Annotated in this window: 22 protein-coding genes and 1 pseudogene; 15 read left to right on the top strand and 8 right to left on the bottom strand. The window is 40.2% G+C overall.

Annotated features, from left to right (window positions below):
- Nucleotide 1: 1 nt before the first annotated feature.
- The gene (lmtA, locus tag LEP1GSC199_RS04460) at nucleotides 2-763 is read right to left on the bottom strand and encodes a lipid A Kdo2 1-phosphate O-methyltransferase (RefSeq protein WP_002978153.1); all 762 of its coding nucleotides are present in this window, start codon (nucleotides 761-763) and stop codon (nucleotides 2-4) included.
- 47 nt (nucleotides 764-810) lie between these two features.
- Here lmtA and LEP1GSC199_RS04455 point away from each other — a divergent pair, with 47 nt between their 5' ends.
- The 9 genes from LEP1GSC199_RS04455 (at nucleotide 811) to thiE (ending at nucleotide 9,715) form a co-directional block, all read left to right on the top strand.
- Nucleotides 811-2,067, top strand: coding sequence for a lysophospholipid acyltransferase family protein (locus LEP1GSC199_RS04455; RefSeq protein ID WP_002978290.1), 1,257 nt, complete (start codon nucleotides 811-813; stop codon nucleotides 2,065-2,067).
- Nucleotides 2,067-2,714: a hypothetical protein gene (locus tag LEP1GSC199_RS04450; protein ID WP_002978394.1), complete on the top strand. Its 648-nt coding sequence runs from the start codon at nucleotides 2,067-2,069 to the stop codon at nucleotides 2,712-2,714. The genes LEP1GSC199_RS04455 and LEP1GSC199_RS04450 overlap by 1 nt, the downstream gene beginning before the upstream one ends.
- A gap of 31 nt (nucleotides 2,715-2,745) precedes the next feature.
- Nucleotides 2,746-3,381 carry a hypothetical protein gene (locus LEP1GSC199_RS04445; RefSeq protein ID WP_002978390.1) on the top strand — a complete coding sequence of 212 codons (636 nt, stop codon included), beginning with the start codon at nucleotides 2,746-2,748 and terminating at the stop codon, nucleotides 3,379-3,381.
- Nucleotides 3,382-3,464: 83 nt separating this feature from the next.
- A complete protein-coding gene (locus LEP1GSC199_RS04440; protein ID WP_002978179.1) occupies nucleotides 3,465-6,695 on the top strand; it encodes a SpiroCoCo family coiled-coil protein in 3,231 nt (1,076 codons plus the stop codon).
- Nucleotides 6,696-6,708: 13 nt separating this feature from the next.
- Nucleotides 6,709-6,912 carry a hypothetical protein gene (locus LEP1GSC199_RS04435; protein WP_002978419.1) on the top strand — a complete coding sequence of 68 codons (204 nt, stop codon included), beginning with the start codon at nucleotides 6,709-6,711 and terminating at the stop codon, nucleotides 6,910-6,912.
- Nucleotides 6,913-6,915: 3 nt separating this feature from the next.
- Nucleotides 6,916-7,671, top strand: a complete 756-nt coding sequence (gene map, locus LEP1GSC199_RS04430) for a type I methionyl aminopeptidase (protein WP_002978382.1) — start codon at nucleotides 6,916-6,918, stop codon at nucleotides 7,669-7,671.
- A 195-nt stretch (nucleotides 7,672-7,866) separates the two neighbouring features.
- On the top strand, nucleotides 7,867-8,262 hold the full coding sequence (locus tag LEP1GSC199_RS04425; RefSeq protein WP_002978316.1) for a response regulator: 396 nt from the start codon (nucleotides 7,867-7,869) through the stop codon (nucleotides 8,260-8,262).
- 21 nt (nucleotides 8,263-8,283) lie between these two features.
- Nucleotides 8,284-9,087: a hydroxyethylthiazole kinase gene (gene thiM / locus LEP1GSC199_RS04420; RefSeq protein ID WP_002978522.1), complete on the top strand. Its 804-nt coding sequence runs from the start codon at nucleotides 8,284-8,286 to the stop codon at nucleotides 9,085-9,087.
- Complete coding sequence (gene thiE, locus LEP1GSC199_RS04415; protein WP_002978286.1) at nucleotides 9,077-9,715, top strand: thiamine phosphate synthase; 639 nt, start codon at nucleotides 9,077-9,079, stop codon at nucleotides 9,713-9,715. Before thiM ends, thiE begins: the two co-directional genes overlap by 11 nt.
- Nucleotides 9,716-9,825: 110 nt before the next feature.
- Here the strand turns inward: thiE and queG are convergent, their stop codons facing one another.
- Nucleotides 9,826-10,788, bottom strand: a complete 963-nt coding sequence (queG, locus tag LEP1GSC199_RS04410; RefSeq protein ID WP_002978132.1) for a tRNA epoxyqueuosine(34) reductase QueG — start codon at nucleotides 10,786-10,788, stop codon at nucleotides 9,826-9,828.
- Here queG and LEP1GSC199_RS04405 point away from each other — a divergent pair.
- Nucleotides 10,787-11,173 carry an LIC_11502 family protein gene (locus LEP1GSC199_RS04405; RefSeq protein ID WP_002978413.1) on the top strand — a complete coding sequence of 129 codons (387 nt, stop codon included), beginning with the start codon at nucleotides 10,787-10,789 and terminating at the stop codon, nucleotides 11,171-11,173. The genes queG and LEP1GSC199_RS04405 overlap by 2 nt on opposite strands.
- Nucleotide 11,174: 1 nt before the next feature.
- Here LEP1GSC199_RS04405 and LEP1GSC199_RS04400 read toward each other — a convergent pair whose 3' ends face one another.
- Together LEP1GSC199_RS04400 and LEP1GSC199_RS04395 are read right to left on the bottom strand one after the other, a co-directional pair.
- The gene (locus LEP1GSC199_RS04400; RefSeq protein ID WP_002978298.1) at nucleotides 11,175-11,570 is read right to left on the bottom strand and encodes an acyl-CoA thioesterase; all 396 of its coding nucleotides are present in this window, start codon (nucleotides 11,568-11,570) and stop codon (nucleotides 11,175-11,177) included.
- Between the two features lie 42 nt (nucleotides 11,571-11,612).
- Complete coding sequence (locus LEP1GSC199_RS04395; protein ID WP_039926084.1) at nucleotides 11,613-12,089, bottom strand: OmpA family protein; 477 nt, start codon at nucleotides 12,087-12,089, stop codon at nucleotides 11,613-11,615.
- Between the two features lie 93 nt (nucleotides 12,090-12,182).
- Between LEP1GSC199_RS04395 and LEP1GSC199_RS04390 the strand changes: the two genes are divergently transcribed.
- Together LEP1GSC199_RS04390 and LEP1GSC199_RS04385 are read left to right on the top strand one after the other, a co-directional pair.
- Nucleotides 12,183-14,471, top strand: coding sequence for a hypothetical protein (locus LEP1GSC199_RS04390; protein ID WP_232420638.1), 2,289 nt, complete (start codon nucleotides 12,183-12,185; stop codon nucleotides 14,469-14,471).
- Between the two features lie 87 nt (nucleotides 14,472-14,558).
- Entirely contained in the window at nucleotides 14,559-16,838 is a 2,280-nt protein-coding gene (locus tag LEP1GSC199_RS04385; protein WP_002978442.1) for a Kelch repeat-containing protein, read from the top strand.
- Between the two features lie 3 nt (nucleotides 16,839-16,841).
- Here the strand turns inward: LEP1GSC199_RS04385 and LEP1GSC199_RS04380 are convergent, their stop codons facing one another.
- From LEP1GSC199_RS04380 to LEP1GSC199_RS04370, 3 genes and pseudogenes are all read right to left on the bottom strand, one after another.
- Nucleotides 16,842-17,153 carry a hypothetical protein gene (locus LEP1GSC199_RS04380; protein WP_039926080.1) on the bottom strand — a complete coding sequence of 104 codons (312 nt, stop codon included), beginning with the start codon at nucleotides 17,151-17,153 and terminating at the stop codon, nucleotides 16,842-16,844.
- Nucleotides 17,154-17,214: 61 nt separating this feature from the next.
- The gene (locus LEP1GSC199_RS04375) at nucleotides 17,215-18,393 is read right to left on the bottom strand and encodes a DDE-type integrase/transposase/recombinase (protein WP_002978427.1); all 1,179 of its coding nucleotides are present in this window, start codon (nucleotides 18,391-18,393) and stop codon (nucleotides 17,215-17,217) included.
- Between the two features lie 75 nt (nucleotides 18,394-18,468).
- Nucleotides 18,469-19,101 (bottom strand): annotated as a pseudogene (locus tag LEP1GSC199_RS04370) (patatin-like phospholipase family protein); the annotation flags it as partial.
- Nucleotides 19,102-19,283: 182 nt separating this feature from the next.
- Between LEP1GSC199_RS04370 and LEP1GSC199_RS04365 the strand changes: the two are divergent.
- A complete protein-coding gene (locus LEP1GSC199_RS04365; protein WP_002978508.1) occupies nucleotides 19,284-19,844 on the top strand; it encodes a hypothetical protein in 561 nt (186 codons plus the stop codon).
- A gap of 100 nt (nucleotides 19,845-19,944) precedes the next feature.
- On the top strand, nucleotides 19,945-21,078 hold the full coding sequence (locus LEP1GSC199_RS04360) for a DUF1577 domain-containing protein (protein WP_002978109.1): 1,134 nt from the start codon (nucleotides 19,945-19,947) through the stop codon (nucleotides 21,076-21,078).
- A 3-nt stretch (nucleotides 21,079-21,081) separates the two neighbouring features.
- Here LEP1GSC199_RS04360 and LEP1GSC199_RS04355 read toward each other — a convergent pair whose 3' ends face one another.
- Nucleotides 21,082-21,396 carry a HepT-like ribonuclease domain-containing protein gene (locus tag LEP1GSC199_RS04355; RefSeq protein WP_002978456.1) on the bottom strand — a complete coding sequence of 105 codons (315 nt, stop codon included), beginning with the start codon at nucleotides 21,394-21,396 and terminating at the stop codon, nucleotides 21,082-21,084.
- An 84-nt stretch (nucleotides 21,397-21,480) separates the two neighbouring features.
- Between LEP1GSC199_RS04355 and LEP1GSC199_RS04350 the strand changes: the two genes are divergently transcribed.
- Nucleotides 21,481-21,870 carry an FKBP-type peptidyl-prolyl cis-trans isomerase gene (locus LEP1GSC199_RS04350; RefSeq protein ID WP_002978302.1) on the top strand — a complete coding sequence of 130 codons (390 nt, stop codon included), beginning with the start codon at nucleotides 21,481-21,483 and terminating at the stop codon, nucleotides 21,868-21,870.
- The last annotated feature ends 11 nt before the right edge of the window (nucleotides 21,871-21,881 follow it).

Here is a 21,881-nt window from a genome sequence, read left to right as displayed (position 1 = left end):
TTTATCTACCTTCGACTTCTAGAAGTTTGGTGGTCTTTACAATGAGACGAGTGACTACATAAAAGATTAAACCAAATCCAAAAAACCAAGTATGGAAAGGTTTCCAAATTCCAGTGATGTCCAACGCACGGAGTGTCGGTTCTTGGTAGTAAACTTGGATTAGATCAAAAACAGTAAACACAACGATGATTCCAAATAAACTTGGGTATTCTCGTTTCCAGATATTGCGGAAAGAAAAACCTAATTTGGGTTTTATATAACCGGAAAGCCTTGGAATAAAAGCAGGAGTTTTGTCCGCCCATTCCAAATACCCTTTTGCAAATTTTCCACGAAGGAAGTATTCTTCAGCGAAGATAATTCTTTCGTAATATAGATAAAAGAACATGATGTAAACGAGTGCAAAAGCAAAATCCCGTAGGATAAAAACTGGGCCAAGATACATCAGAAAATTCCCTACATAAAGAGGATGCCTTACCAAAGAGTAAATCCCTGATTGGTTTACTACATCTGCCACTTGTTGTTTTGTATTTCTACCTGAAGTGTTTTTAGGTGTGTATCCGATCGTAAAACATCTAATAAAAAGTCCCGCAAAACTTACAAAAAATGCACCACAAAGCCAATATAAATTGGAGTTATAGTTACCTTGAAAATAAGGGACATACGGTAGATACAGTAGGGAAAGGAACAAAATGACTCCTGGAATGTAGGAGCGCCATCGGAAGAGAAAATTGCCTTGTTGGTTGAGTTCTTCTATAAGTGCCATGTGAATTCGTACTTGCTTCCTTTGATTAAGTTGTTAGCATTCGTCCTATGTCAATCAAATCCTTTATCCCTGCAAAGTTCAATCTCCCGGCTTTATGGTTTACGGATATGACCCTTCCCGTTCTCAATAAAATGCTCCACAATCTGGAATCCATCGAGATATCAAGTACCGACCAAAAAACATTAAAATCCTTTCAAAAAGAACGACTCCTTTATATCTCTAATCACCCTACCACTAAAGAACCCGGGGTTGCTTACCATGCGGCCAATCTTATGGGTTCTCGTTTTCATTATATGGCGGCAAGAGAAGTATTCGAATGGGCCTATGGATTTGTTGGTGATTTTATCCAATCCATCGGAGCCTTTTCAGTGTTAGCTGGTGCACCCGACAGAGAATCCCTGAAAGCATCTAGAGAAATTCTGGCTTCCAAAGGGGGAAAACTTGCCCTTTTTCCAGAAGGAGAACCCACAAGTGGAATGAACGATACCTTACTTCCCTTCCAACCGGGAGTGGCCCAGTTAGGTTTTTGGGGTTTGGATGATGCACTAAAAAAAGATCCAGAAGCAAAAATTTGGATTTTACCTACTTTCGTTAAGTACAGAATGACCGGTTCTATCGATTCCATGCAAAAAGACATCGACCAAACCATAACCAAAATGGAACAAAAGTTAGGGATAGAAAAAACCGGAAAAGATATTGTCCATAGATTTTTATCTGTGGGGAAACGAATGATTGAAAGAGAGGAAAAAGAATATGGAGTTCCTGTCGAAGAGGGAAGAGTCGATGACTTTGATTATAGGCTCGGACGAATGCGTCATGCCATGCTCGACAACATTGCAAGAAAAGCCAACATTCCTAAATGGGATGCTGACGCCAATGCGATAGAAAAATTAAGAAGGATCTTGAGTGTCCTTGAAATGGTTTCTGTGGGAATGCCCGATCCGAATGGCGAACTGCCAAGCCTTGAGATGGCAACCTGGGCAAGAAAAGCGGCAACCAAAGCCTACGACTTTATCACCATCCAAACCGCCTATATCAAAGAACTACCGAGTGCGGAACGATTGTATGAGTTTTTATATCGTTATGAAAACGAACTTTTTGGGGAATTTAGAGCACGGCCACACAAAGCAGTCGTTAGATTCGGAACACCATTTACGATCAATGAGTATTTAAGTTCTTATAAAGAGGACAAAAAGAAAACGCTAGATTCCATTACAGAACGTCTAAGAAAAGAGTTACAAACAATGCTTGTGGAAGAAAAATCCAAATCCAATCCCTTGTTTCCGAGCCAATATATTTTTTAATGGAACCGTTTCGTCCAGAACAAGTAAAGGATTGGGTAGGCCGATCCCAACCCATAGAAATGGCAATCTATGGTGCATCCAAAGTATTGGATGAGAACTTGGTAATCATACTGGATGCACTTACAGAAAAATATGGGATCTCTGACTTATCCGCCATTCTTTTCACCATCGTGAAAGACCTAATCCTCAATGGCTTCAAAGCCAATTTCAAAAGATTGTTCTTTTTGGAAAACCAACTAGACATCCACTCTCCCGCCGACTATGAGTTAGGTGTTAGGATGTACAAAAGTCTCATCCTATCTGGCCGGGGGAATTCATTTGAACCATTAGCACGAGAAAAAAAACTCTATGTTCATGTCAAAATCGAACACAATCAAAACCAAATTAAGTTTGATGTCAGAAACAATACAACCCTCGTACGCGGCGAGATGCAAAAAATTCGAAACTCCCTACTGCATGCGCAAAACTATAACGACATCATGGAATACTATATCGAAAGAGGAGACAATTCAGAAGGAGAAGGAATTGGAATTGCCCTTTGTGTCATTCTACTCAAAGGAGAAGGTCTGCCGACAGACCAATTTCGTATCTACCATGAAGATGGGGAAACCATTGCCCAACTCACCATTCCACTGAAGAAAGACTAGCCGAGAGAACAATCTCTCAGATTTTGGATTTATGGGTTCTGCTACTTTACTTTCGAATGATTCCATTCCAAAAGTTCTCTCCGATATCGTTGCCAATGAAACAAACCATGCTCTTTGGTTGAATACACTTTCTCTCTTAGAACATTTGGGTTCGAGAAAAATTCTTCTCACTCAATCCAGTGAAGAAACTTCGGAAATGATTTTGAAACATGCCACCGAAGAAGCAAGGCATGCCTTCTTCTTTAAAAAAGCAGCCCGTACCATAAAACCCAGTTTCCAATCGGGATACCAAAACTCCGCACTCGTCCGGGGAACAGCGGCAAGAATTTATTTCGCAAAACTGGACACATTGGTACGCCGAAACCTAAAGAAAGTTTTCCCCGACCCAAAACAATTTACCTACCTTGCTTATTTGTACACCACTACGGTGATTGAAAAACGAGCCATGGTCGTCTATGCAGCGTACGACGAGATTCTGGACAAAACTGGTTCCCCCATCCGCCTAACCAACCTGATTTTAGAAGAAGAAGGCCACCTTTCGGATATGAGTGCGGAAATGTTCCGCCTGGATCCGGGGGCTAAAGAAAGATTAGCTATTTTAGAGGCAGAAGAAGCGAAGATTTTCACCCGATTTTGGATCCAAATCCGTGAATTCTCACTGAATTAAAAAAGGCTTGCGGAAAAAATCTCCGCCTGGTTTTCTTCAACCATCTTCATGCGACATAATACTATTATTGGATCTTTGAGAAAATGGGATTAGAAGTCTTTTTATTGCCTTTTTTGGCCAGTGTTGCCGTGACGATTGGGCTTCGTCGTTTGGACAAGTCCAACACCAAACTGTCCCAACTGAAACGTTATGCGTCAAAATTGACCGACGAAATCCAAGGTGTTGCTCTCCAAAAAATCCAATTGGTGAAAGATGCCGGAATCGACCTAGACATCACCGTCAAACAATCCCGCAAAGTTGCCGAAGACATCCAACAATTAAGTTCCGAATCCCGTGACCTATTCGAAAAAATCCGTGCAAGTAAAGACTACCTCTCTTCTCTATCGGGAGAGATGGAACAAATCCAAGATTTGAGTAATCAAGTCCGCCGTGAAAAACAATACATGGAAGAAGGACTCTCTCAAATTAACACCCACAAACGGGAGTTACATGAAGTTTCTGAAGATATGGAATCTCTTCACAACGAATCCATCTCTATGTTGGATACATTCCAAAACAAACTGAATCTCCGAAGTGATGAAATATTACAATCTGTTGCACATAAGATGGTAGAATTAGAAAGCCTACTCGAAACCAAATCAGATTTTCTAGATAATTCATTATCCAAAATTGCGGAGACTGCCCGAGAAAAACTTTTGTCTCATGCCGATGTGATGGTAGGTGAAACCGCAGGCCGCCTAGACCATGCTCGCAAAGAAATGGATTTATTACTTGAGTCCATGAAATATGCACAAGGTGATTTGGACGTTCGTCTAACAAAATTCGAAGACACATCTTCTCTTCTTTCTGACAAAGTAGATAAGTTTGATGAAAGGTTGGAAGAAAAATACCAACGTGCTTCTGGCAAACTAGACGAGAAAGTAAACCTACTCGATAAAAAAATCCAAGAACGTTTTGATTCCATCTTTGACCAAGTCACTCATACCAAAGATTCTTTTATGAAAGGTCTTAGTCAGGAAACAGACGCCATCAAACGTGAAATTGAAGATCTCTCTTTGGAAACGCTATCCAAACGAGATGACATCATCAATGAAACAAGAAGGCAAGCTGATGGAATCAACCAAACCATCATCCAATTCCAAGAAAAATATTTGGAAGCGGAAAACAAACTCCTCAGACAAGCGGACATCCGCAAACAAGAACTCATTCGTGAAATTGAAGCCTTCTCTGAAGAATTCCACCGCATTTCGGAAGATCTAAAAGAAGAAGCAAGTTCTTTGAAAAAAAGTGCCCTCCAAGAATTGAAAGACTTTGATCGCGAGTTGGATTCCGTTCGTTCTAACCAAGAAACTGTCATCAAAACCTCTTTATTTGAACTCCGAAAAGAACTCGAAGAAAGAATGAATTCTGATTTTAAACTCCAAAAGTCTGAGATGGAATCGGATTTGGAGACAGTCCAGTCGCAGGTGAAAGACTTAAGCGAATCCATCACTGCACAAACCAAAGATGTAGATGAATACGTAGAGGAGTTAAAATCAGCGCTACGTGAGTCCGCACACGAAATCTTAGAATCAGCAGAAGAAAAGGCCAAAGAATCCGAAGAAATTGTAACCGAAAAGATTCGTATCGCCAACAGTCATCTGGAAGACTTTGTCAGCAAATGGGAAGACGAACTCGCAAAAATGCGAGGTGATCAAAACTATAGCATTGAAAGACTCCAAGACCGCCTAAAAGAAATCCACGTGGAAGGAGCTGACCTTCTCGGTGAATTCCAAAACCAATTCCAAAAGGCTAAATCCAATTTGGAAATCGCGGCTGAATCTAAAACCAAAGAAAGTATTTCTCGTTTGGAAGATGAAGCAAAACTTGCTCGGAGTGAAGTAGATCGAATCCTCAAACACTTAGAGGAATCGGGAGAATCTTTCTTTAATTTGCAAGAAGAGAAGATGGATAGACTCAATGAAACCATTGATTCTAAAATCTCTCACCAATTGACAAAACTTCTGGACAAAGGAAATATTCAACTTGGTCAACTCGAAGAAAAAATCACAAACCACCTAAGTACAGTTCGCCGCAACTTAGAAGAAAGTATTAAACGTTCCAAAGACGAATCCAAAAAACAAATCGAAACTTATCAAAGAGATTATGAAAAATCATTCAAAGAAATCGCAAAAGAAAGCCAAGATTTTTTGAAAGAAAGTTTGGAGCGTTTCCAAGATTTAAAACACGAAATTGGAAATGGTTTACAAGATCTAAACGATACCAAAGAAGAAACTCTCTCTAGTTTTCAATCAGAAATGGAAACACTAAAAGACGAGATCGTAACTCTTTCCAGTGAACTAGAAACGGTAAAAGAACATTCTGACTTATTTGCTTCCGCCAAACAAATTGCAGATGAATCAAACCGTGCTGTGGAAGAAATCTCAGAGGCCCTAAGAGCCCTTGAAAAAGGCAGACCTGACCTAAACCTCTACCAATCTGCAATTTCTGAATTTGTGGAACTTAGAAAAGAAATAACAAGTGAACTAGAAACTTTAAAAGAAGCACAGTTCCAATCAGAAGACATCGACAAACAAGTGCAAATTCTTGCCTCAAACCTGGTCCATGTTTCGGAAACTATGGAAGGTTTCGAAGAGAGCCTAACAGAAATTAGCTCTATTGAAAACCGAGTGACTAAACTCTCCACCGAACAATCAAAAATTGAATCCTTCCTTTCCTCTTTGCAGGAATCACAAGACTCTGTTTTCCATTTGGTCGAAAACTTAGAAACTCAAAAACACAATGCACGGGAACTCCAGTCCCGCCTCGACATCCTCGACCGCGAAATCGAAGTGGTGGAGGCTCGGGAAAAAGAACTTACAGAAACCATCCGAACTGCAGAAAACCGCACTTCCTTCCTTGTGGAACGAGAAGCACAGATTGATTCTGTAGAACGTAAATTTGACAAAATTGAAGAGCTGCTAGGTGATCTTTCTGACCGTCACCGCCAAATCCTCACCTTGCAAAAACGTTTGGAAGACTTAAAGGAATCGTCAAGGGAAACCAAGGACGATTTGGAATCTCTCCTCGGCGAAGCAGACGAAACCTTCGAAAAACTCTCCGAATTCTTGGATATCGTTCAGGGAGCTATGCAAAGCCCTACCCCGGCAGGAAAAGTCGAGCGAAAAACTTCGGGAAATCCCTTGGTGGATCGAAAAAGGGCCACCATCCAGAGCCTCCACGACAACTACCAGTGGTCTTCTGAGGCAATCAGCGAAAAATTAAATATTGAAAAATCCCTCGTAGATAACATCCTCGGAGTTAGAAAGAAATAAAACCGAGGTATCCATGTCCGAAGAACAAACAGAAACAACGTCGAAGGAATCCCTAATTGTCACTTCTAAAGTGAAAGCATATATTAAAAGTAAGGGATTTATGACTTCCGGCGATGCGATTGATGGAATCAACGAAGAAATCTACCGACTCATCGACAAAGCTTTGGAAAGAACCTCTGCCAACAAAAGAACAACGGTTCGGTCCACAGATTTCTAATCCGTGATTTACATTAAAAACAAATCAGAAATTGAAAAGATGAGAAAGGCGGGAAAATTTGCCGCCGAACTCCTCGTCTATTTAGAACCTTTTGTCAAAGCCGGGGTCACCACCTTAGAACTGAACGATCTAGCAGAAACTTTTACAAAAAAAAACGGCCATAGGTCCGCTCCTCTAGGATACAAAGGGTTTCCAAAATCCATTTGTTCCTCGATCAACCACGTAGTTTGCCATGGAATTCCGAAAAAAGAAGATGTACTCGTCGATGGAGACATTGTGAATTTGGACGTATCCCCCATTGTGGACGGATATATTGGCGACACCTCCAAAACCTTTATCGTAGGCGGAAAAACTACTCCCGAAGCCGAAAAACTGGTGGCCGATACAGAAAAAGCCATGTGGGTCGGAATCGAACAGATCAAACCAGGCAACCGGATCGATGATATCGGAAACGCCATCGATGATTTTCTAACTCCTATGGGTTACGGGATTGTGCGTGATCTAATGGGACACGGAGTGGGACGTAATTTCCATGAAGAGCCACAAGTTCCTCACTTCCGCTCTCCCCGCAAATTAGCGAAAATCGAAGCCGGAATGATTTTTACAGTCGAACCCATGGTCAACTTGGGAACTTGGGAAGTGAATTTTGATCGATCTGACAAATGGACTGTTCGCACTAAAGATGGAAAACTCTCAGCCCAATTTGAACATACCGTACTTGTCACAGACAAAGGGTACGAAATTCTAACAAAAGTTTGAAGAAATCGTTCTTGCTTTCGCATCCATTCTGTCGTCTAATCTCCAAAGAGGATTTTTATGAAATAAACCATCACTTTATTTAGTCTTTTTGTCGTTACATCTGCATCCTTTGCCATTTGCCCAGGAAAAGAAAAACGTTCCTGCCCAGGTCATGACAAACTCGTTGAGTGCCCTAACGACGGAAAATAATTCGCAATGAATAAAGCCATCCTCTTCGTTGATGACGAACAAATTATTCTGATGAGCCTGAAGTCTCAGCTCAAAAAACATTTTGGGAACGAGTATCGTTATGAAACCGCCCAAAATACAGAAGAGGCGTGGTCTATCATCGAAGAATTGGCTGTAGAAGGAATCGACATCCTGATCATCATTTCCGATTGGCTAATGCCAAATCAAAGAGGGGATGAGTTTCTTAGGGATGTCCACAAAACCTATCCAGAGATTAAGAAAATAATTATTTCAGGACATATTGACGAACTCTCTCTCAATCAATTGAGAGGAGAAGTCGACCTACATAGTTTTTTAAAAAAACCTTGGTCTGAATCGGATTTAATCAAAAAAGTAGAAGACGCCATTACGAAGATTGCCTAGGTTTTCCTAGGAAACCTCCGCATGTCTCAATCAATCATTCAAAACACTATCGACGACTTGGACGCATTGCGTTCTAAGTCCCCACTCGTTCACAATATCACAAACTATGTAGTCATGAATAACACTGCCAATGCGCTTCTTGCCATTGGTGCTTCTCCCATTATGGCTCATGCCATTGAAGAAGTCGAAGAGATGGTTACAATCTGTTCGGCAACTGTCATCAATATTGGAACCCTTTCCGAACTTTGGATCCAAAGTATGGAAAAGGCTGCAACAAAAGCAGTCTCTATTGGGAAACCTTTGATACTGGATCCTGTAGGTGCCGGAGCGAGTAACTTGCGTAATATGGCAATTCGTCGAATCTTAGGAGCTGGTAGTCCCACTATTATTCGAGGCAATGCTTCTGAAATTCTTTCTACACTCAACTCCTCAGGAAAAACCAAAGGTGTCGATGCAACTGATTCTTCAGATTCAGCAGTGGATTCAGGGAAATCACTTTCCAAAGTCACTGGTGGAGTGGTAGTGATTTCAGGCGCCACTGATTATATCCTGAGTGGTACAGACAAAGCCCAAGTGAGAAACGGGGATCCTCTTATGACTAAGGTAACTGGTCTTGGTTGTACTGCTTCTGCCATTTGTGGTGCCTTTGCTGCCGTTCAAGCAAACCAATTTCGTGCAGCAACTTCTGCGATGGCAGTAATGGGAATCGCCGGAGAAATGGCAAAAACCAAAACATCCGCTCCTGGAAGTTTCCAAGTCGCATTTATAGATGCTCTTTATGAAATCAGTGCCGATACCATCAAACAAAGATTAAATGGGGAATAAAATCCACGGGGTTTATTTGGTAACAGATAGACCCCTTTGTCTCTACCATAGTTTGGTGGAGGTAGTGCAACTGGCAGCAATTGGAGGCGTGAGCCTTGTCCAACTCCGAGAAAAAGAAACAGACAGTCGCCAATTTCTCGAACTCGCCAAACATTTAAAAAAAATCCTTACTCCCTTTCAGATTCCCCTTCTCATCAATGACCGCCTAGATATTTGTTTGGCGGCTGGCGCTGACGGTGTCCACCTGGGACAATCAGACCTTCCTTGGATGGACGCTCGCATGATCCTTGGAAGAGATGCCATCATTGGTCTCTCTTTGGAAACAAAAGAAGACTACCATTCCCTGATAAAAACAGATCCAAAACCAAACTTAGATTATATTGCAGTTTCTCCCGTATTCGATACCGAAACCAAAACCAATACAAAACCTGCTTGGGGACTGGATGGCCTGCAGTGGTTACGAGCCCAAACGAAACTTCCTATCGTTGCCATTGGAGGGATAAAAGAATCCAATGCGAAAGAGGTTGTGGAGGCAGGGGCCGACTCGATCGCAGTCGTGAGTGCCATTTGTTCTGCTAAGGATCCGAAATTGGCTACCGAAATTTTATCGGCAAAGTTTACTTCGTGAAAGCCATCGTTATGCATCAGCAAACTCCGTGCATTTCCCTAACGACCCGTGCGGGACTTAGTTCGATCTGATCACATAGCCTTCATGCATTAATAAAATATCAGACTTCTCTATTTTTTTAAATTTCGATTCCAAATTTTTACACCAATCCTCTCAATGGGAGAGTCTTTGAAAAGATCGCCAAATTCTTGTTCCGTGAGAGATTCTTTGGATGTAAATTGAGGGTCCGTCCAAAAAGCTCTGGGTAAAAACTTTGGTTCTGTGGTTTCAACTTGGTTACGTTTGGCCACATTGGCATTCCAGGGACAGACTTCTTGGCAAAGATCACATCCATACACCCAACCCTTCCGATCCCATTGCAAAAAAGAATCCGTGGCCTCGGTTTTTTCTCGGTCTTCAATGGTTAGGTAAGAAATACATTTTCTTGCGTCAATTTTATATTCTTCCAGTGCTCCTGTCGGACAAACATCCAAACATTTACGGCAACTTCCGCAGTGGTCTGTGACAATTTCTTCAGGATCTGAGCCACCTAACTCTAAATCGGTTAAGATAGTTGAGAGAAAAAAATATGACCCCAGCGTTGGATGGATAAGATTGGTATTTTTCCCCTGCCAAACAATCCCAGACTCTCTTGTTAAAATTTTTTCAGCAATCGGTAAACTATCGATAGATTGGCGGAATTTATAATCTGGGAACTCAGTGCGAAGAGTTTTTAAAATCCGATTGCCTTTTTCTTTTAATACAATATGGTAATCAGAACCTAACGCATAACGAGAAACTTTTGATTCCATTTGAGAAACCACTTCCTCTCCCTGACTTGATCGGTATACAAATCCAAGACAGACTACAGACTTTGGAACAAGGCCCAAATTTTCAAAACGATTCCGAATCCCCACTGCATGGTCTTTGGCAAACCAAGCCATATTCCCAAACCGGCTCTCACGAATCCACTCATCCAAATGATCTAGATCGGAATTTGGGATCTTTGCCTCTGCAAATCCCACCAAAGAAAAACCTTCGGCAGTACAAATGGTTTTAATCTGAGAACGTATCTGATAGATTGGATTTGTCATGGGTGAAAATAAGAATGAAGTGTATCTTACTGAAATCCAATCGAAGTTGCCAAGCCATTTGTATGTCCATGTTCCAAAACTGGTGTCACTGTTTCCACAAATAGAGGCCTTGGTGACTCTTCCAAAAGGAATTCCAGATTTATTACGTAAGGGAATTTACTTTGCCCTACTCCAATCGGTGGTGCGACTCCTCGAACGAAATACAGATCCACTCCTTCCAGAAATCCTTCCTGAATATGGGGAACTCATTCGTTCGGTATCAGAAACCTATTCCCTTCTAAACCCAGACAGAGAATCCAATTGGTTAGAGGAATGCATCCAATACGGAGACAAATCTGCTTACCATTGGGAATGGAAACATTTTGATTCAAGAGAATTGTTCTAAATTACAAACGTTCCTTTTCTAAAGATTTTAAAAATTCTGACGGGATGGGTTTTTTAGATTTGGCTCGGTAGTCAAAGTAAACTTGCACAGTTTTTGCTGACACATAAAGTGTATTTGTTTTTTTATCTCGAATTTCATACGAAAATTCCCAAGAAGTAGTGCCGATTGACGAAACCCATGTCTCTACAAAAATGGAAGCTCCTGGCAGAACCGATGCTTTTAGATCCATTTCCACTCGAGCCAAAACAAAAGGAATATCATCTAATTCTGAAACGGATAGATAACGATTACAAAAATCTAATCTTGCCAACTCTAAATAGGCCGAGTAACTTGCGTTATTGACTCTCCGCATGGGATCCATATCATTAAATCGAATTTGAATATCAGTTCGAATCATAGTGTATTATTCAAAAGACCAAATCAAATCCAATATGTCACTCTATGTTTCCATTTTGTATTGAATCTTTACGGACCGTAACAACCTTCGCAACTCAGGACTTCTACCGTAACTTGGTTCTAAAAAAATTTTTCGGATTTTATCTTTGGAAATTCCAAAAGTTATCAAACATCTTTCCACAATCTGGATTCTTTCTTTTACTAATCGTCGGTTTTTTGCTAAATGACCCGATGCATCTGCAGAACCAATTAAGCTAACATATCCTAAATGGGATAAAAATTCTGGATCAAAATGGTCTCTTAATAAATCCAGAGATCGTTTTTCCAATTTTGAGGAACCTGCGGAAAACAGAATGAAAAATTCCCCACTTTGGGATTCCATAACAATTGTATTTTTTTCAAGAGAGGGATTTCCTTTCTTGCGTAATAGAATTACAGACCCATCATTTTTTGAACTGATTGTCCAAATCCATAGGATCAAAAAACCCATTCCGACTAACATTAGGGAAATCCAAACCATCTTCCCTTAGACGCATCTCAGATTCGGAGAAATTTATTTCAAACGAGTAGACAAATTCTCAAATCTTTATTAAAATATCGCATTATGGTAAGTATGCGAAAAATGATCATCATCTACTCAGTGTTTATAGGTTTGGCGTTCGGGTGTAAACCCACAAAACTTTCGAACCCATGCGATGTAAAATCAAAAGATTATTTTTACGGAACTCTAATTCGTTTTGTTACAGAAGATCGCTCTCCTTCTTGTTATCCATCCTTCGACTTTCAAAATTTATGGGGAGTGTTTAAACCAACACCACCTTCAATCATTACGAGTGTCAATGCGATGACTAGTTATAACGACCAAATCATCGTCGGTGGGAGTTTCCAATTTGTAGGCCCTTCTACTGGGGGAGCCGTTTATTTAGAAACAGCCACTGGGAAAGTATTACCCCATCGTTATTGTCCTTATTTGAAAGTAGTGGGAGGAACGCAGACCGCCATTTCCGATGGAAGTGGTGGATTCTATATTGGCGGTTCCTTTTTTTGGGTCCAAGGGGAAGAAAGATACGGCCTTGCCCATATTCTGCCCGGGTGCCAATTGGATCGCAATTTCAATGTTCCCAAAGATATTAGCAGAGAAGTTAGAGCCTTATTACTCATGGGTGACTCCCTCTATGTGGGGGGACTGTTTCCAACCTGGAGTGATTCAAACCAAAAATTCTTAGTTCGACTCAATCGCTATACTGGTGCCATTGATAACTCTTTCAATGCAAACGTAGATCCAGCGGCCTCGGGTGTGTTTGATTTAGAAACAGATGGTCAAGCACTCTATGTCTGTGGTGACTTTACGAGTATCGGCGGAGGTGCACAGCGAGGTATCGCAAAGTTATCTTTCCACTCAGGTTCTCTATTCTCCTCTTTCAGTCCAATCATTACCTCAGGTACTTGTCTTGATTTGTATTATGGAACTGACGCCAATGGAAGCCCGAACTTCTTTGTAGGTGGGGATTTTCTTGCAACTTACAACTATGCGTTTTCCATTTTTCCTGATGGAACTTTGACAACATGGAATCCAGGTCCAAATGGCCAAGTCAATTCGATCCAACAGTACAACAATACAATTTATTTAGGTGGCCAGTTTACTCTAGTTGGAGTTAGTGCTGCTGCCAATTTTGCTTCGGTTAACAATGGTACAGGTGGTATCATTACTGCAAATTATAATGTGGATGGCAATGTTGCTTCCCTTGGAGTGCTCGAAGATACTTTATACTTAAGTGGAAGTTTTACTTCGATCAAATCCGTTGTTAGAAATTATATGGCAGCACTCAGCTTACCCAGTGAGTCAGTAAATGCTTTTAATCCAAATTTTGATGGTTTCATTTCTAATCCAGGGTCTGACTTCGTCCTCGCAGGAAATGGGGTGGTATTTGTTACCACCTCCATTCGTTCTACAGTGAATGTTCTCCCGAGAAGTAATTTTGCCGTATTCGATGAAGTGACAGGTGCACCAATCGAAGGAACACCTTACTTTAATAATCCGATAAAGACCCTTCATCGAATTGATAACAGACTATTTGCGGGAGGATATTTTACGAATGTCGCAGGACAACCAAGGAACGCTTTTGCAATTTTGGAGTTTCCTCATTACCAACTAAGTCCAATTAATACCGTCCTCAGTGGCTCCCCAGAAATTCGCACAATCACCAGTGATGAATCACAAATATATGTTGGAGGAACCAGCTTGGCAAATGTGAACGGTCAAGTCAGAAACGGTGCTTTTGCTTTAAGTTTAAGCGACCTATCTTTAAGTGGATGGAATCCGAACCTAAACGGCTCTGGTGAAAATTTTCTCGTTGTTAATGATTTGGTATTTCTCGGTGGCTTGTATACCGGAATTAACGGGGATGGCGTGACTACATCTTACCAAGCAGTGGACAAACTCACAGGAACCAAACGGAACATTCCTTCCACAACTAATTTTCCGAATAGCGGTGTCTATGCGCAAGCGGTAGTAGGATCAAGAATCTTTCTCGGAGGACAGTTTACAACAATTGGTAGCGTAGGAACCTTCAACAATATTGCAGTTTATAATCTCGCCAATCAATCTTATGAACAACCTAACCCAGTATATGGTGACGGTATTGTAAACCACATCGCAGCTTATAGTGATGGGAATGTCCTTATCGGCGGATCCTTTACTGGACTGAATGGAGCCACTGAAAACTATTCTTTTGGAGTTTTCAATAGTAACACCAATACTGTATCGCCATGGATTAGCGGATTCAATGATGTTGTTTATACGTCCATGTATAAAAATGGAAAATACTATTTGGGAGGGGCATTCTCGAACGCTCTGAAGAGAAGTAATGGTGGGCTCGTTCGATCTAGTTTAAACGAATGATTGCAGAAATAATTTTCTTAGTAGAATGACCTAAAAAATTCCCGTTCAAAGGCTAGACACAAATTCGAAGGATCAGACTTTGTTTCTATGGCCCGTTTGTATTCATTTTTTGGGATTATTATTTTTCTCACTCTTTCCGCTTCTCTTTGTAAACCAACAGACCTTGAAAACGTATGTGATGTTAAATCCAAATCTTTTCTTTTAGGAACCATCATTCGGTATGTTACCGGCGATCATTCTCCATCTTGCCTCCCCTCTTTTTCTTTCTTCGATCAATGGGCTGTGTATGGTCCTGTTGCCAGGGTCAATGCCATCACAACTCACCAAGGACAAATGATTATTGGAGGAGAATTTACGATGACAGGTGTCCCGACGGGAAGTGCTGCCTTTGTGGATTCCATTTCTGGAGCCGTTGTACCCAATCGTTTTTGTCCCCATTTGAAAGTAAAAGGACTCAGTAATGTTGCCATTTCAGATGGATCTGGTGGGTTTTATATTGGAGGAGATTTTACTCATGTCCAAGGAATCAAACGAAGCCAAGTAGCACATATTTTATCGGGTTGTCAATTGGATCCAAATTTTGTACCTGTGGAAGATCCATCGAGGAACATTGCCGCCTTGTCATTATTAGGTGACAATTTATACGTGGGAGGTATGTTTGTCGGATGGGGATCTGGTTCCCAAACTAATATTGTTTCACTCAATCGATATACAGGTGCTCTCAACTCTGAATTTCTAAGCCCATCCTATGATAATTCTATCTTTGATATTGTATCTGACGACTCAACATTGTATGTTGGAGGACATTTTCAAGACATTGGTGGAAACCCACGATATGGACTTGTTAAATTATCTCCAATAACAGGTGCCATTGATTCTTCTTTCACAGGACAGGCCCCAGCCGGTGGGCAAGTAAATGATTTACATCTAGGAACCGATCATACCGGAACCCGAGTCCTCTATATAGTTGGACCTTTTGCTGGTAGAGCCATGTCCTTCTATTTAAATGGAACACAAACTTCCTGGGCCCCAAACCCAAACCTGGAAGTGTTCAAAGTCAATCAATATGAAAACACAGTGTACTTGGGTGGTGAATTCACAACCATAGGAGCAACACCTTCCAATTATCTTGTAGGCGTAGACAATCAATTAGGTGCAATCAAAGAAAATTCCTTTTCTCTCAACAGTTATGTCAGGAACTTAAATGTTATCGGGAACAAACTTTATGTCCTTGGTGATTTTACAGAAGCAAAAGGACAAAAAAGGAACTATAGTGCTAGTTTCGACTTACCAAGCCAAAACTTAAATCAGTGGGACCCCAGCCTAAATTCGTCTATTTACTTTCCTGCAGGTGATATTGTTGTAGCAGGATCTACAATTCTAATAGCAAGTAACCATACTGCAGTCAATATTAAACCTAGAAACAATTTTGTGGTTTTTGATGAGGAAACCGGATACCCAGTCGAAAACACACCTAACTTTGATTTTTCGATCAAGGCTCTACATGTTAAAGATAACCATCTTTATGTTGGTGGAGGTTTTGAAAATGTAAACGGAAGCCCAAGATTTGCTTTTGCCATTTTAGATTTTCCCCAATATCAATTGAACCCAACCAATCTTTCCATCACAGGAACTTCAGCAGAAATTCGAACTATCACAAGTAATCAAAACCAAGTTTTTTTTGGTGGTTATGGTATGACCGGTGTAGGTGGTCAGTCTCGTAATGCTCTTGCCTCCATTGATTCCAATTCACTAAACCTCACATCTTGGAACCCAAATTTAGGTATAGGAGGAAGTGCTAGTAGTTTACTTGTCGTAAAGGACGTTGTTTTTGTTGGAGGGATTTATAACAGTATGAATGGGGATGCAACAGTAACTAATTACCGCGCCGTAGACTCAGTCACAGGCGTTATGCGTTTGATTCCATCAAATGTTAATTATCCAAGTAACGGTGTAAATACACAGACCTATCTAGATGGAAAAATTTATTTGGGAGGGATATTTACTTCAATTGGAAGTTTAGGAACCTTTAACTACATAGCGGCATTCGATACTCAAACACAAACTTACGTGACACCAAACAATATCTATGCGGACGCAATGATTTCTTCAATTACGACTTCACCTGAGGGGAAGCTGCTTATTACTGGTTCCTTTAATGGGCTCAATGGTAACACGACAAGTCAATATATGGGTGCATTTGATGCAAAAACCAATTCAGTTTTAGATTGGTTTCCTAACCCAAACGATATTGGGAATTTAAGTTATTATCGAAATGGGAAATGGTACATCGGTGGTGATTTTATAAATGCATTTAACAAACCTTACGGTGCCTTTTTTATCAGTGAACTAAACGAAAAAAAATAATCGTTATTTTTGTTTTTTAAACTTTCGCTTCAAAATTTTTTGCATAGCCTCTTCTCCTTTTTTAGCGCCAAGAAGAACTGTTTTGTAAAGTTTTGTGCGAATGGTTGTGGTGAGTTTGACAGGGAGTGGTCCATCCGGAGCCACCGTAATGATCTTCACACCTCTTGGCGGTTTGACTGCAATTTCTCTCCCAGTATTAAAGTGAAAGTGGTGGAGTTTCCGCATAAGTTTACGAATGGTCCGATGTTTTGGGAAAGCAAGAAGGCTTGTGAGTCTTGTTAATGGACCCGAAATATGTCTGATCGGTGAATTCATAATCATGTATGAAAAGGCACATCGGTAACACTTTAGATCACTCACATGGGTTACACTTTTACTAGTCAATTCTATACAATAGCCTCTGGTATTTCAACACTTTACTCGTATACAAATCCAAAATTCCAAGAATTGCATCCGCAAAGTAAAGACGACAATGCCGATCAGATATCTCTTCAAAGCCAACTACCTCTCCAATGAAAGGATTCCCAAAGAACACTCGATGGGGCCCGTACTGCGCAAAACCACTTTCATGGACTTTATCGGTAACAATATGTGTGGGATAAGCTACCTCTAGAATCTTTTTTGGGAATGTCCTTTTCGAAGATTTATAAACTTTTGCAGGTGTCAGAAAACCCAAAGCTTCATGTGGTCTTACCTTATTAAATTCTTCACGGAATGAATCAAAGGCGGTCTGTTGTGCATCCAAACTAGATCTTGGAGGTAATGCAGTTTCTTCTTTGAGTGTTCTGTGCATTCTCTCATGACGACCGTTCTGAGATGGTTTCCCTGGTTCAATGCGTTCCGGTCGGATCCCTAATTTCAACCACCATATAGAAAGACTAGTTAAGCCGCCAATGGCCTTACTTGCAAAAGGTGATCCATTATCTGATTTGATTGCCTGTGGTAGTCCATATTCTTTAAAAACCCTTTCAAATACCGCTTTTGTTTGCTCTGCATTCGTTTTATTCAGGATTTCACATGCTAGAAGGTAGCGACTATATGCATCTGTAATTGTTAGTGGATCGCAGCGATTGCCATTTCCTACTGTAAAATGGCCTTTAAAATCAACACACCATACATCATTGGGAGCGACTACATTGGAAAAAGGAAATAGAGACTGTGGAACTCTTGGTCTTTTTTTCTTAGGTTTGACTAGGCCTTTTTTGCGAAGAATGTTTCCAATTGTAGTTTCACTTGGAATCTGTTTCATGCGATGAAACTTTGCTTTGAGTATGGGACGGAGTTTTTTGGGACCCCAAGATGGATGGTCTTCACGTAAAGATACAATTAGGTGAACGATTTTCTCAGGAGTTTCATTGGACTGAGTGATTCTTTTTCTAGATTTATCTTTGAGTCCGTCGATACCTTCCGACTCATAATTCTTTAGATATTTATAGCCAGTCTTTCTCGATATATTAAAGTCTCGGCAAAGATCGGCAAAACACCACTGACCACTTTTAACAGCTGCTATGAACTTGATTCTTTCTTCTATCACTTTGGTTTCCTTCCAAGGCATCGGATTGTCCTCCGATACACAATGTAGGTGTTACCCATGTGAGTTGTCTCTTTTGTTACCTATCTGACCTCCTCATACCATCACAACAATTTCTTTATAACCAGCTTCTATAATATCTTGGATAGGAAGCGGATTTAAAATAGCAGCATCCGAATACAATTTACCATTTAACCAATGTTTACCGCGAGTGGCAATAGGAAGAGAAGTTGCTGCTTTCAAAAGATCAAAAACATTAGCAGAAGTGGCTTTGATATACTCGATAGAATGGGTATGCAAATTACTCACTGCCACGACAAAATGTGGTACATTTTTTCGATCCAAAGTTTCCGATTCCAGTCGAACTTTTTTTCGAAAAATAAAATCAATTAAGTATTCTTGGTTGAGAAGCGTTTTACCTTGAAATGGATGTAAAAAGGATATCAGTTTTCTTCCCGACAAATCCCTATACCAAACAGCAAGTGCCTTTTCACTTTTGATAGGTTCCTCTTTGGGCATAGATACATAGTATGCAGCCGCACAAGCACCAGAAGACACACCCACCACCAAATCAAAGTAATTTGGTCTTAGGAAACGGTTCCAAGCATACAAAACACCACCAGAAAATGCTCCTTTCATTCCGCCTCCTTCTACAAGAAGGGCTCTTTTGGTACCTTTGGCTTTCGGGAGTTTGGGTTGGTTCGGAGATTCACTAACAATAGGAGACTGCACAATAATGTCAGAGTCTTCCCATCCGGTTTCGGTTGCAAAAAACAATTCGAAGAATTTTTAGGATTTCTTTCCTTAGGGGAATCACCAAAACAAATTTCTCTTTGTTTGTAAGATTTTGAAATATTGGAAAAAACTTCCCGATCATACAATAAATTTCACTACAAAGGCAATTGAATAATAGTATGCTCGGTATTAAAACATTGGAGACAGATGTGAATGGGATCCTAGTCAAAGGTTCCTTACAACTAAATGCAAGAGGTGCCTACCAATTGGATCTACTTTGTCCCTATAAAGGTCCGATGTTTACCTTCTCCTTTCCTAAGATTTATCACGCTCTTTACGAAGGACATATTTCTGAAATCGATACTTACGCAATAAGCCATCTCCGCACTCTCTTCTACAAATGTGAAAATATCAGAAAGGAAGTTCCAAAGTTCGAACGAGAGTTAAAAGAGTTTTGTTTGGAGATAGATACAATCTCAGTACTTTCCCCATTAGAATGGAATGAAAAACGAATGTTTCTAAAAAAGGCCTTACAAGAAGGTTATATGGATTCAGACAGATACGAAAAAACTTTAAACGATCTAACTATCGTAATGGAAAAAAAATATCTTGAACGAGAGAAAAGATGTGAAGCGTTTTTATATCAGTACCTTCCCGAGTATTCACACCTACAAAATCATTTTTCATGGATTCACTTCTGTTATGAATTAACAGAAAAAAAACACTTACTGTTACTTTAATTTTTCCTTTTTCTTGCCAAAGAGACGAGCATGATCTTTACTTTCCATTAGGGCCGGAAATTTATTTCCGTAATCCAAAAATAGAACTCGGAATTTAGCTATGCGACCAATGGATCAAATCACAGGGAAAGAACAGAAACACCATGTGATATTACACTACTTAATGAATCAGGAAATGAAAGCCAATTGGAATGGGCAAATCCAAACCATGACCGTAACACAGGAGTTACCTGGTGGAGAAGAGATTGTGGTTGATTGGTCCGAAGTTTGGCCGATTGGACCTGGTTCCACCTTCATCCTTTCCAAACTTTTGGCTCGGTATTTAGAACTACATTGTTCTTTTATAAAACAACTTGCACCTAACAAAATCCAACTCCATGTTGATAAAGTTCTCATCGCTAAAAAAGAAAGAGTAAATCCTCGTTTTACAATTTCGGAAGACGGGCTTGTCAATGTTACCAACATTGTTAGTTCCAAAACTATTATTGAAGCGAATATGTTCAACATCCCTACCCTTGTGCGAGTCAATTTTGAAGACTACCGCAAACGAATGATGGCAAGGTCCGGCGAAGCAGGTACCATGGATATTTTCAAATCTGGTATGGAAAGAAAGTTCGATGTGGTAAAATCTACGCAAAGAATTCTCTTCATAAAAGATGCAAGCAGCGGAGAAAGTTATCGTTCCCTTGAAGAAGGATTTATCAACTACGAAGAGGAAATTGAAGAACATGTTGATAAACTTGCAATGACAGCAAGAGACAAAAAAATAAAATCAGAACTCATTCTTCCTATCCTTTATAAAAATGAATTAGAAGAAATCATTCCTATTGGATATTACTGGTTACAAACCAAAGATAATTTTATTACCACAGAAGATTTAACATTTTACCAAGTACAAATTGCAGAAATGATCGAAAGGATCAAAGATGCTAACCTGATGACAACTGTAGAAAAATTTCCTGTATTGGATCTTTCTGCAACGGGACTAAAGCTAAGAGTCGGTAACAGCAGTTTAGTGGAAACTCTCCCGAAACAAAAAGGTATATTACTAGAATTAGTTTTTAAACTTCAGACTCCCTTCCGCTTTTTTGGAAAAATTGCTTGGGCAAAAAAGGAAGAGTCAGGAGATTTGCTCGTTGGTGTTGAGTTTTCTGGAAAACGAACTTACGCAGAAAAAGTTCGATTCGAAGAAAATATCGAAATTATCAAAAACAATGGAAAATCAGCCGCTTAATCGTTAGCGGATTTCTAATTTGATTGTTTTTGTAATTTTCGGAATTTCGTAAGCACAAATATAGTATAACATCTTCAAGTCGATGTAGTCATAGGCCCGAGCCAAATCCTTTTGCCAAAGGTTATCAATTTTATCCCAAGGTAGGTTTGGGTATTTTTGTTTTTCTGAATCGGGAATTTTTAAGGATTCCGCCTGAATGTAACGGAGCATTTCTTCGGCAAAAAAACTATCGTGCTCGCCCTCTATAAATTCTTGGATTTGGTTTCTGAATAGGAAGGATTCAAGCTCCCGACAATAGAAAATAAACTCATGAAACATTTGGTTATTCTAAAATAGGACAGTCTTTGGAATAGTTTTTTTCATTGGCAAAGAAATCCAAATCTTGAATGCTTTCACTAAAGTATGAAGATCATTATCCGAACCGTCTTATTTTTCCTTCTTGTTTTGGTATTCCCCATCCAATCAGCAGAAAAGGACTTCCAAATTATCGATCTCGTTGTAGGAAAAGGAGAAGAAGCTTTTTCCGGTTCCTATGTAACTGTTCACTATGTAGGCAAACTCCCCAACGGTACCAAGTTTGATAGTTCCCGCGACCGAAACCGTCCTTTTGAATTCAACTTAGGTGCGGGAGAAGTGGTGAAGGGTTGGGACAAAGGTATCAAAGGGATGCGAGTCGGTGGAAAACGAAAACTCATTATCCCACCAGAACTCGGGTACGGTAGCAAAAAAGTGGGGAACATTCCTGCGGACTCCACTCTTATCTTTGAAGTCGAACTTTTAAAGATATATTGAAACTAAAGTTC

The sequence above is a fragment of the Leptospira vanthielii serovar Holland str. Waz Holland = ATCC 700522 genome (assembly GCF_000332455.1).
GTDB lineage: Bacteria > Spirochaetota > Leptospiria > Leptospirales > Leptospiraceae > Leptospira_A > Leptospira_A vanthielii.
This window is presented reverse-complemented; position numbering and strand designations above follow the sequence as displayed.

Coding starts and splice junctions, on each gene's coding strand:
- lmtA (WP_002978153.1), bottom strand. CDS start 763: ATGGCACTTATAGAAGAACTCAACCAACAAGGCAATTTTCTCTTCCGA.
- LEP1GSC199_RS04455 (WP_002978290.1), top strand. CDS start 811: ATGTCAATCAAATCCTTTATCCCTGCAAAGTTCAATCTCCCGGCTTTA.
- LEP1GSC199_RS04450 (WP_002978394.1), top strand. CDS start 2,067: ATGGAACCGTTTCGTCCAGAACAAGTAAAGGATTGGGTAGGCCGATCC.
- LEP1GSC199_RS04445 (WP_002978390.1), top strand. CDS start 2,746: ATGGGTTCTGCTACTTTACTTTCGAATGATTCCATTCCAAAAGTTCTC.
- LEP1GSC199_RS04440 (WP_002978179.1), top strand. CDS start 3,465: ATGGGATTAGAAGTCTTTTTATTGCCTTTTTTGGCCAGTGTTGCCGTG.
- LEP1GSC199_RS04435 (WP_002978419.1), top strand. CDS start 6,709: ATGTCCGAAGAACAAACAGAAACAACGTCGAAGGAATCCCTAATTGTC.
- LEP1GSC199_RS04425 (WP_002978316.1), top strand. CDS start 7,867: ATGAATAAAGCCATCCTCTTCGTTGATGACGAACAAATTATTCTGATG.
- thiM (WP_002978522.1), top strand. CDS start 8,284: ATGTCTCAATCAATCATTCAAAACACTATCGACGACTTGGACGCATTG.
- thiE (WP_002978286.1), top strand. CDS start 9,077: ATGGGGAATAAAATCCACGGGGTTTATTTGGTAACAGATAGACCCCTT.
- LEP1GSC199_RS04405 (WP_002978413.1), top strand. CDS start 10,787: ATGGGTGAAAATAAGAATGAAGTGTATCTTACTGAAATCCAATCGAAG.
- queG (WP_002978132.1), bottom strand. CDS start 10,788: ATGACAAATCCAATCTATCAGATACGTTCTCAGATTAAAACCATTTGT.
- LEP1GSC199_RS04400 (WP_002978298.1), bottom strand. CDS start 11,570: ATGATTCGAACTGATATTCAAATTCGATTTAATGATATGGATCCCATG.
- LEP1GSC199_RS04395 (WP_039926084.1), bottom strand. CDS start 12,089: ATGGTTTGGATTTCCCTAATGTTAGTCGGAATGGGTTTTTTGATCCTA.
- LEP1GSC199_RS04390 (WP_232420638.1), top strand. CDS start 12,183: ATGCGAAAAATGATCATCATCTACTCAGTGTTTATAGGTTTGGCGTTC.
- LEP1GSC199_RS04385 (WP_002978442.1), top strand. CDS start 14,559: ATGGCCCGTTTGTATTCATTTTTTGGGATTATTATTTTTCTCACTCTT.
- LEP1GSC199_RS04380 (WP_039926080.1), bottom strand. CDS start 17,153: ATGAATTCACCGATCAGACATATTTCGGGTCCATTAACAAGACTCACA.
- LEP1GSC199_RS04375 (WP_002978427.1), bottom strand. CDS start 18,393: ATGCCTTGGAAGGAAACCAAAGTGATAGAAGAAAGAATCAAGTTCATA.
- LEP1GSC199_RS04365 (WP_002978508.1), top strand. CDS start 19,284: ATGCTCGGTATTAAAACATTGGAGACAGATGTGAATGGGATCCTAGTC.
- LEP1GSC199_RS04360 (WP_002978109.1), top strand. CDS start 19,945: ATGCGACCAATGGATCAAATCACAGGGAAAGAACAGAAACACCATGTG.
- LEP1GSC199_RS04355 (WP_002978456.1), bottom strand. CDS start 21,396: ATGTTTCATGAGTTTATTTTCTATTGTCGGGAGCTTGAATCCTTCCTA.
- LEP1GSC199_RS04350 (WP_002978302.1), top strand. CDS start 21,481: ATGAAGATCATTATCCGAACCGTCTTATTTTTCCTTCTTGTTTTGGTA.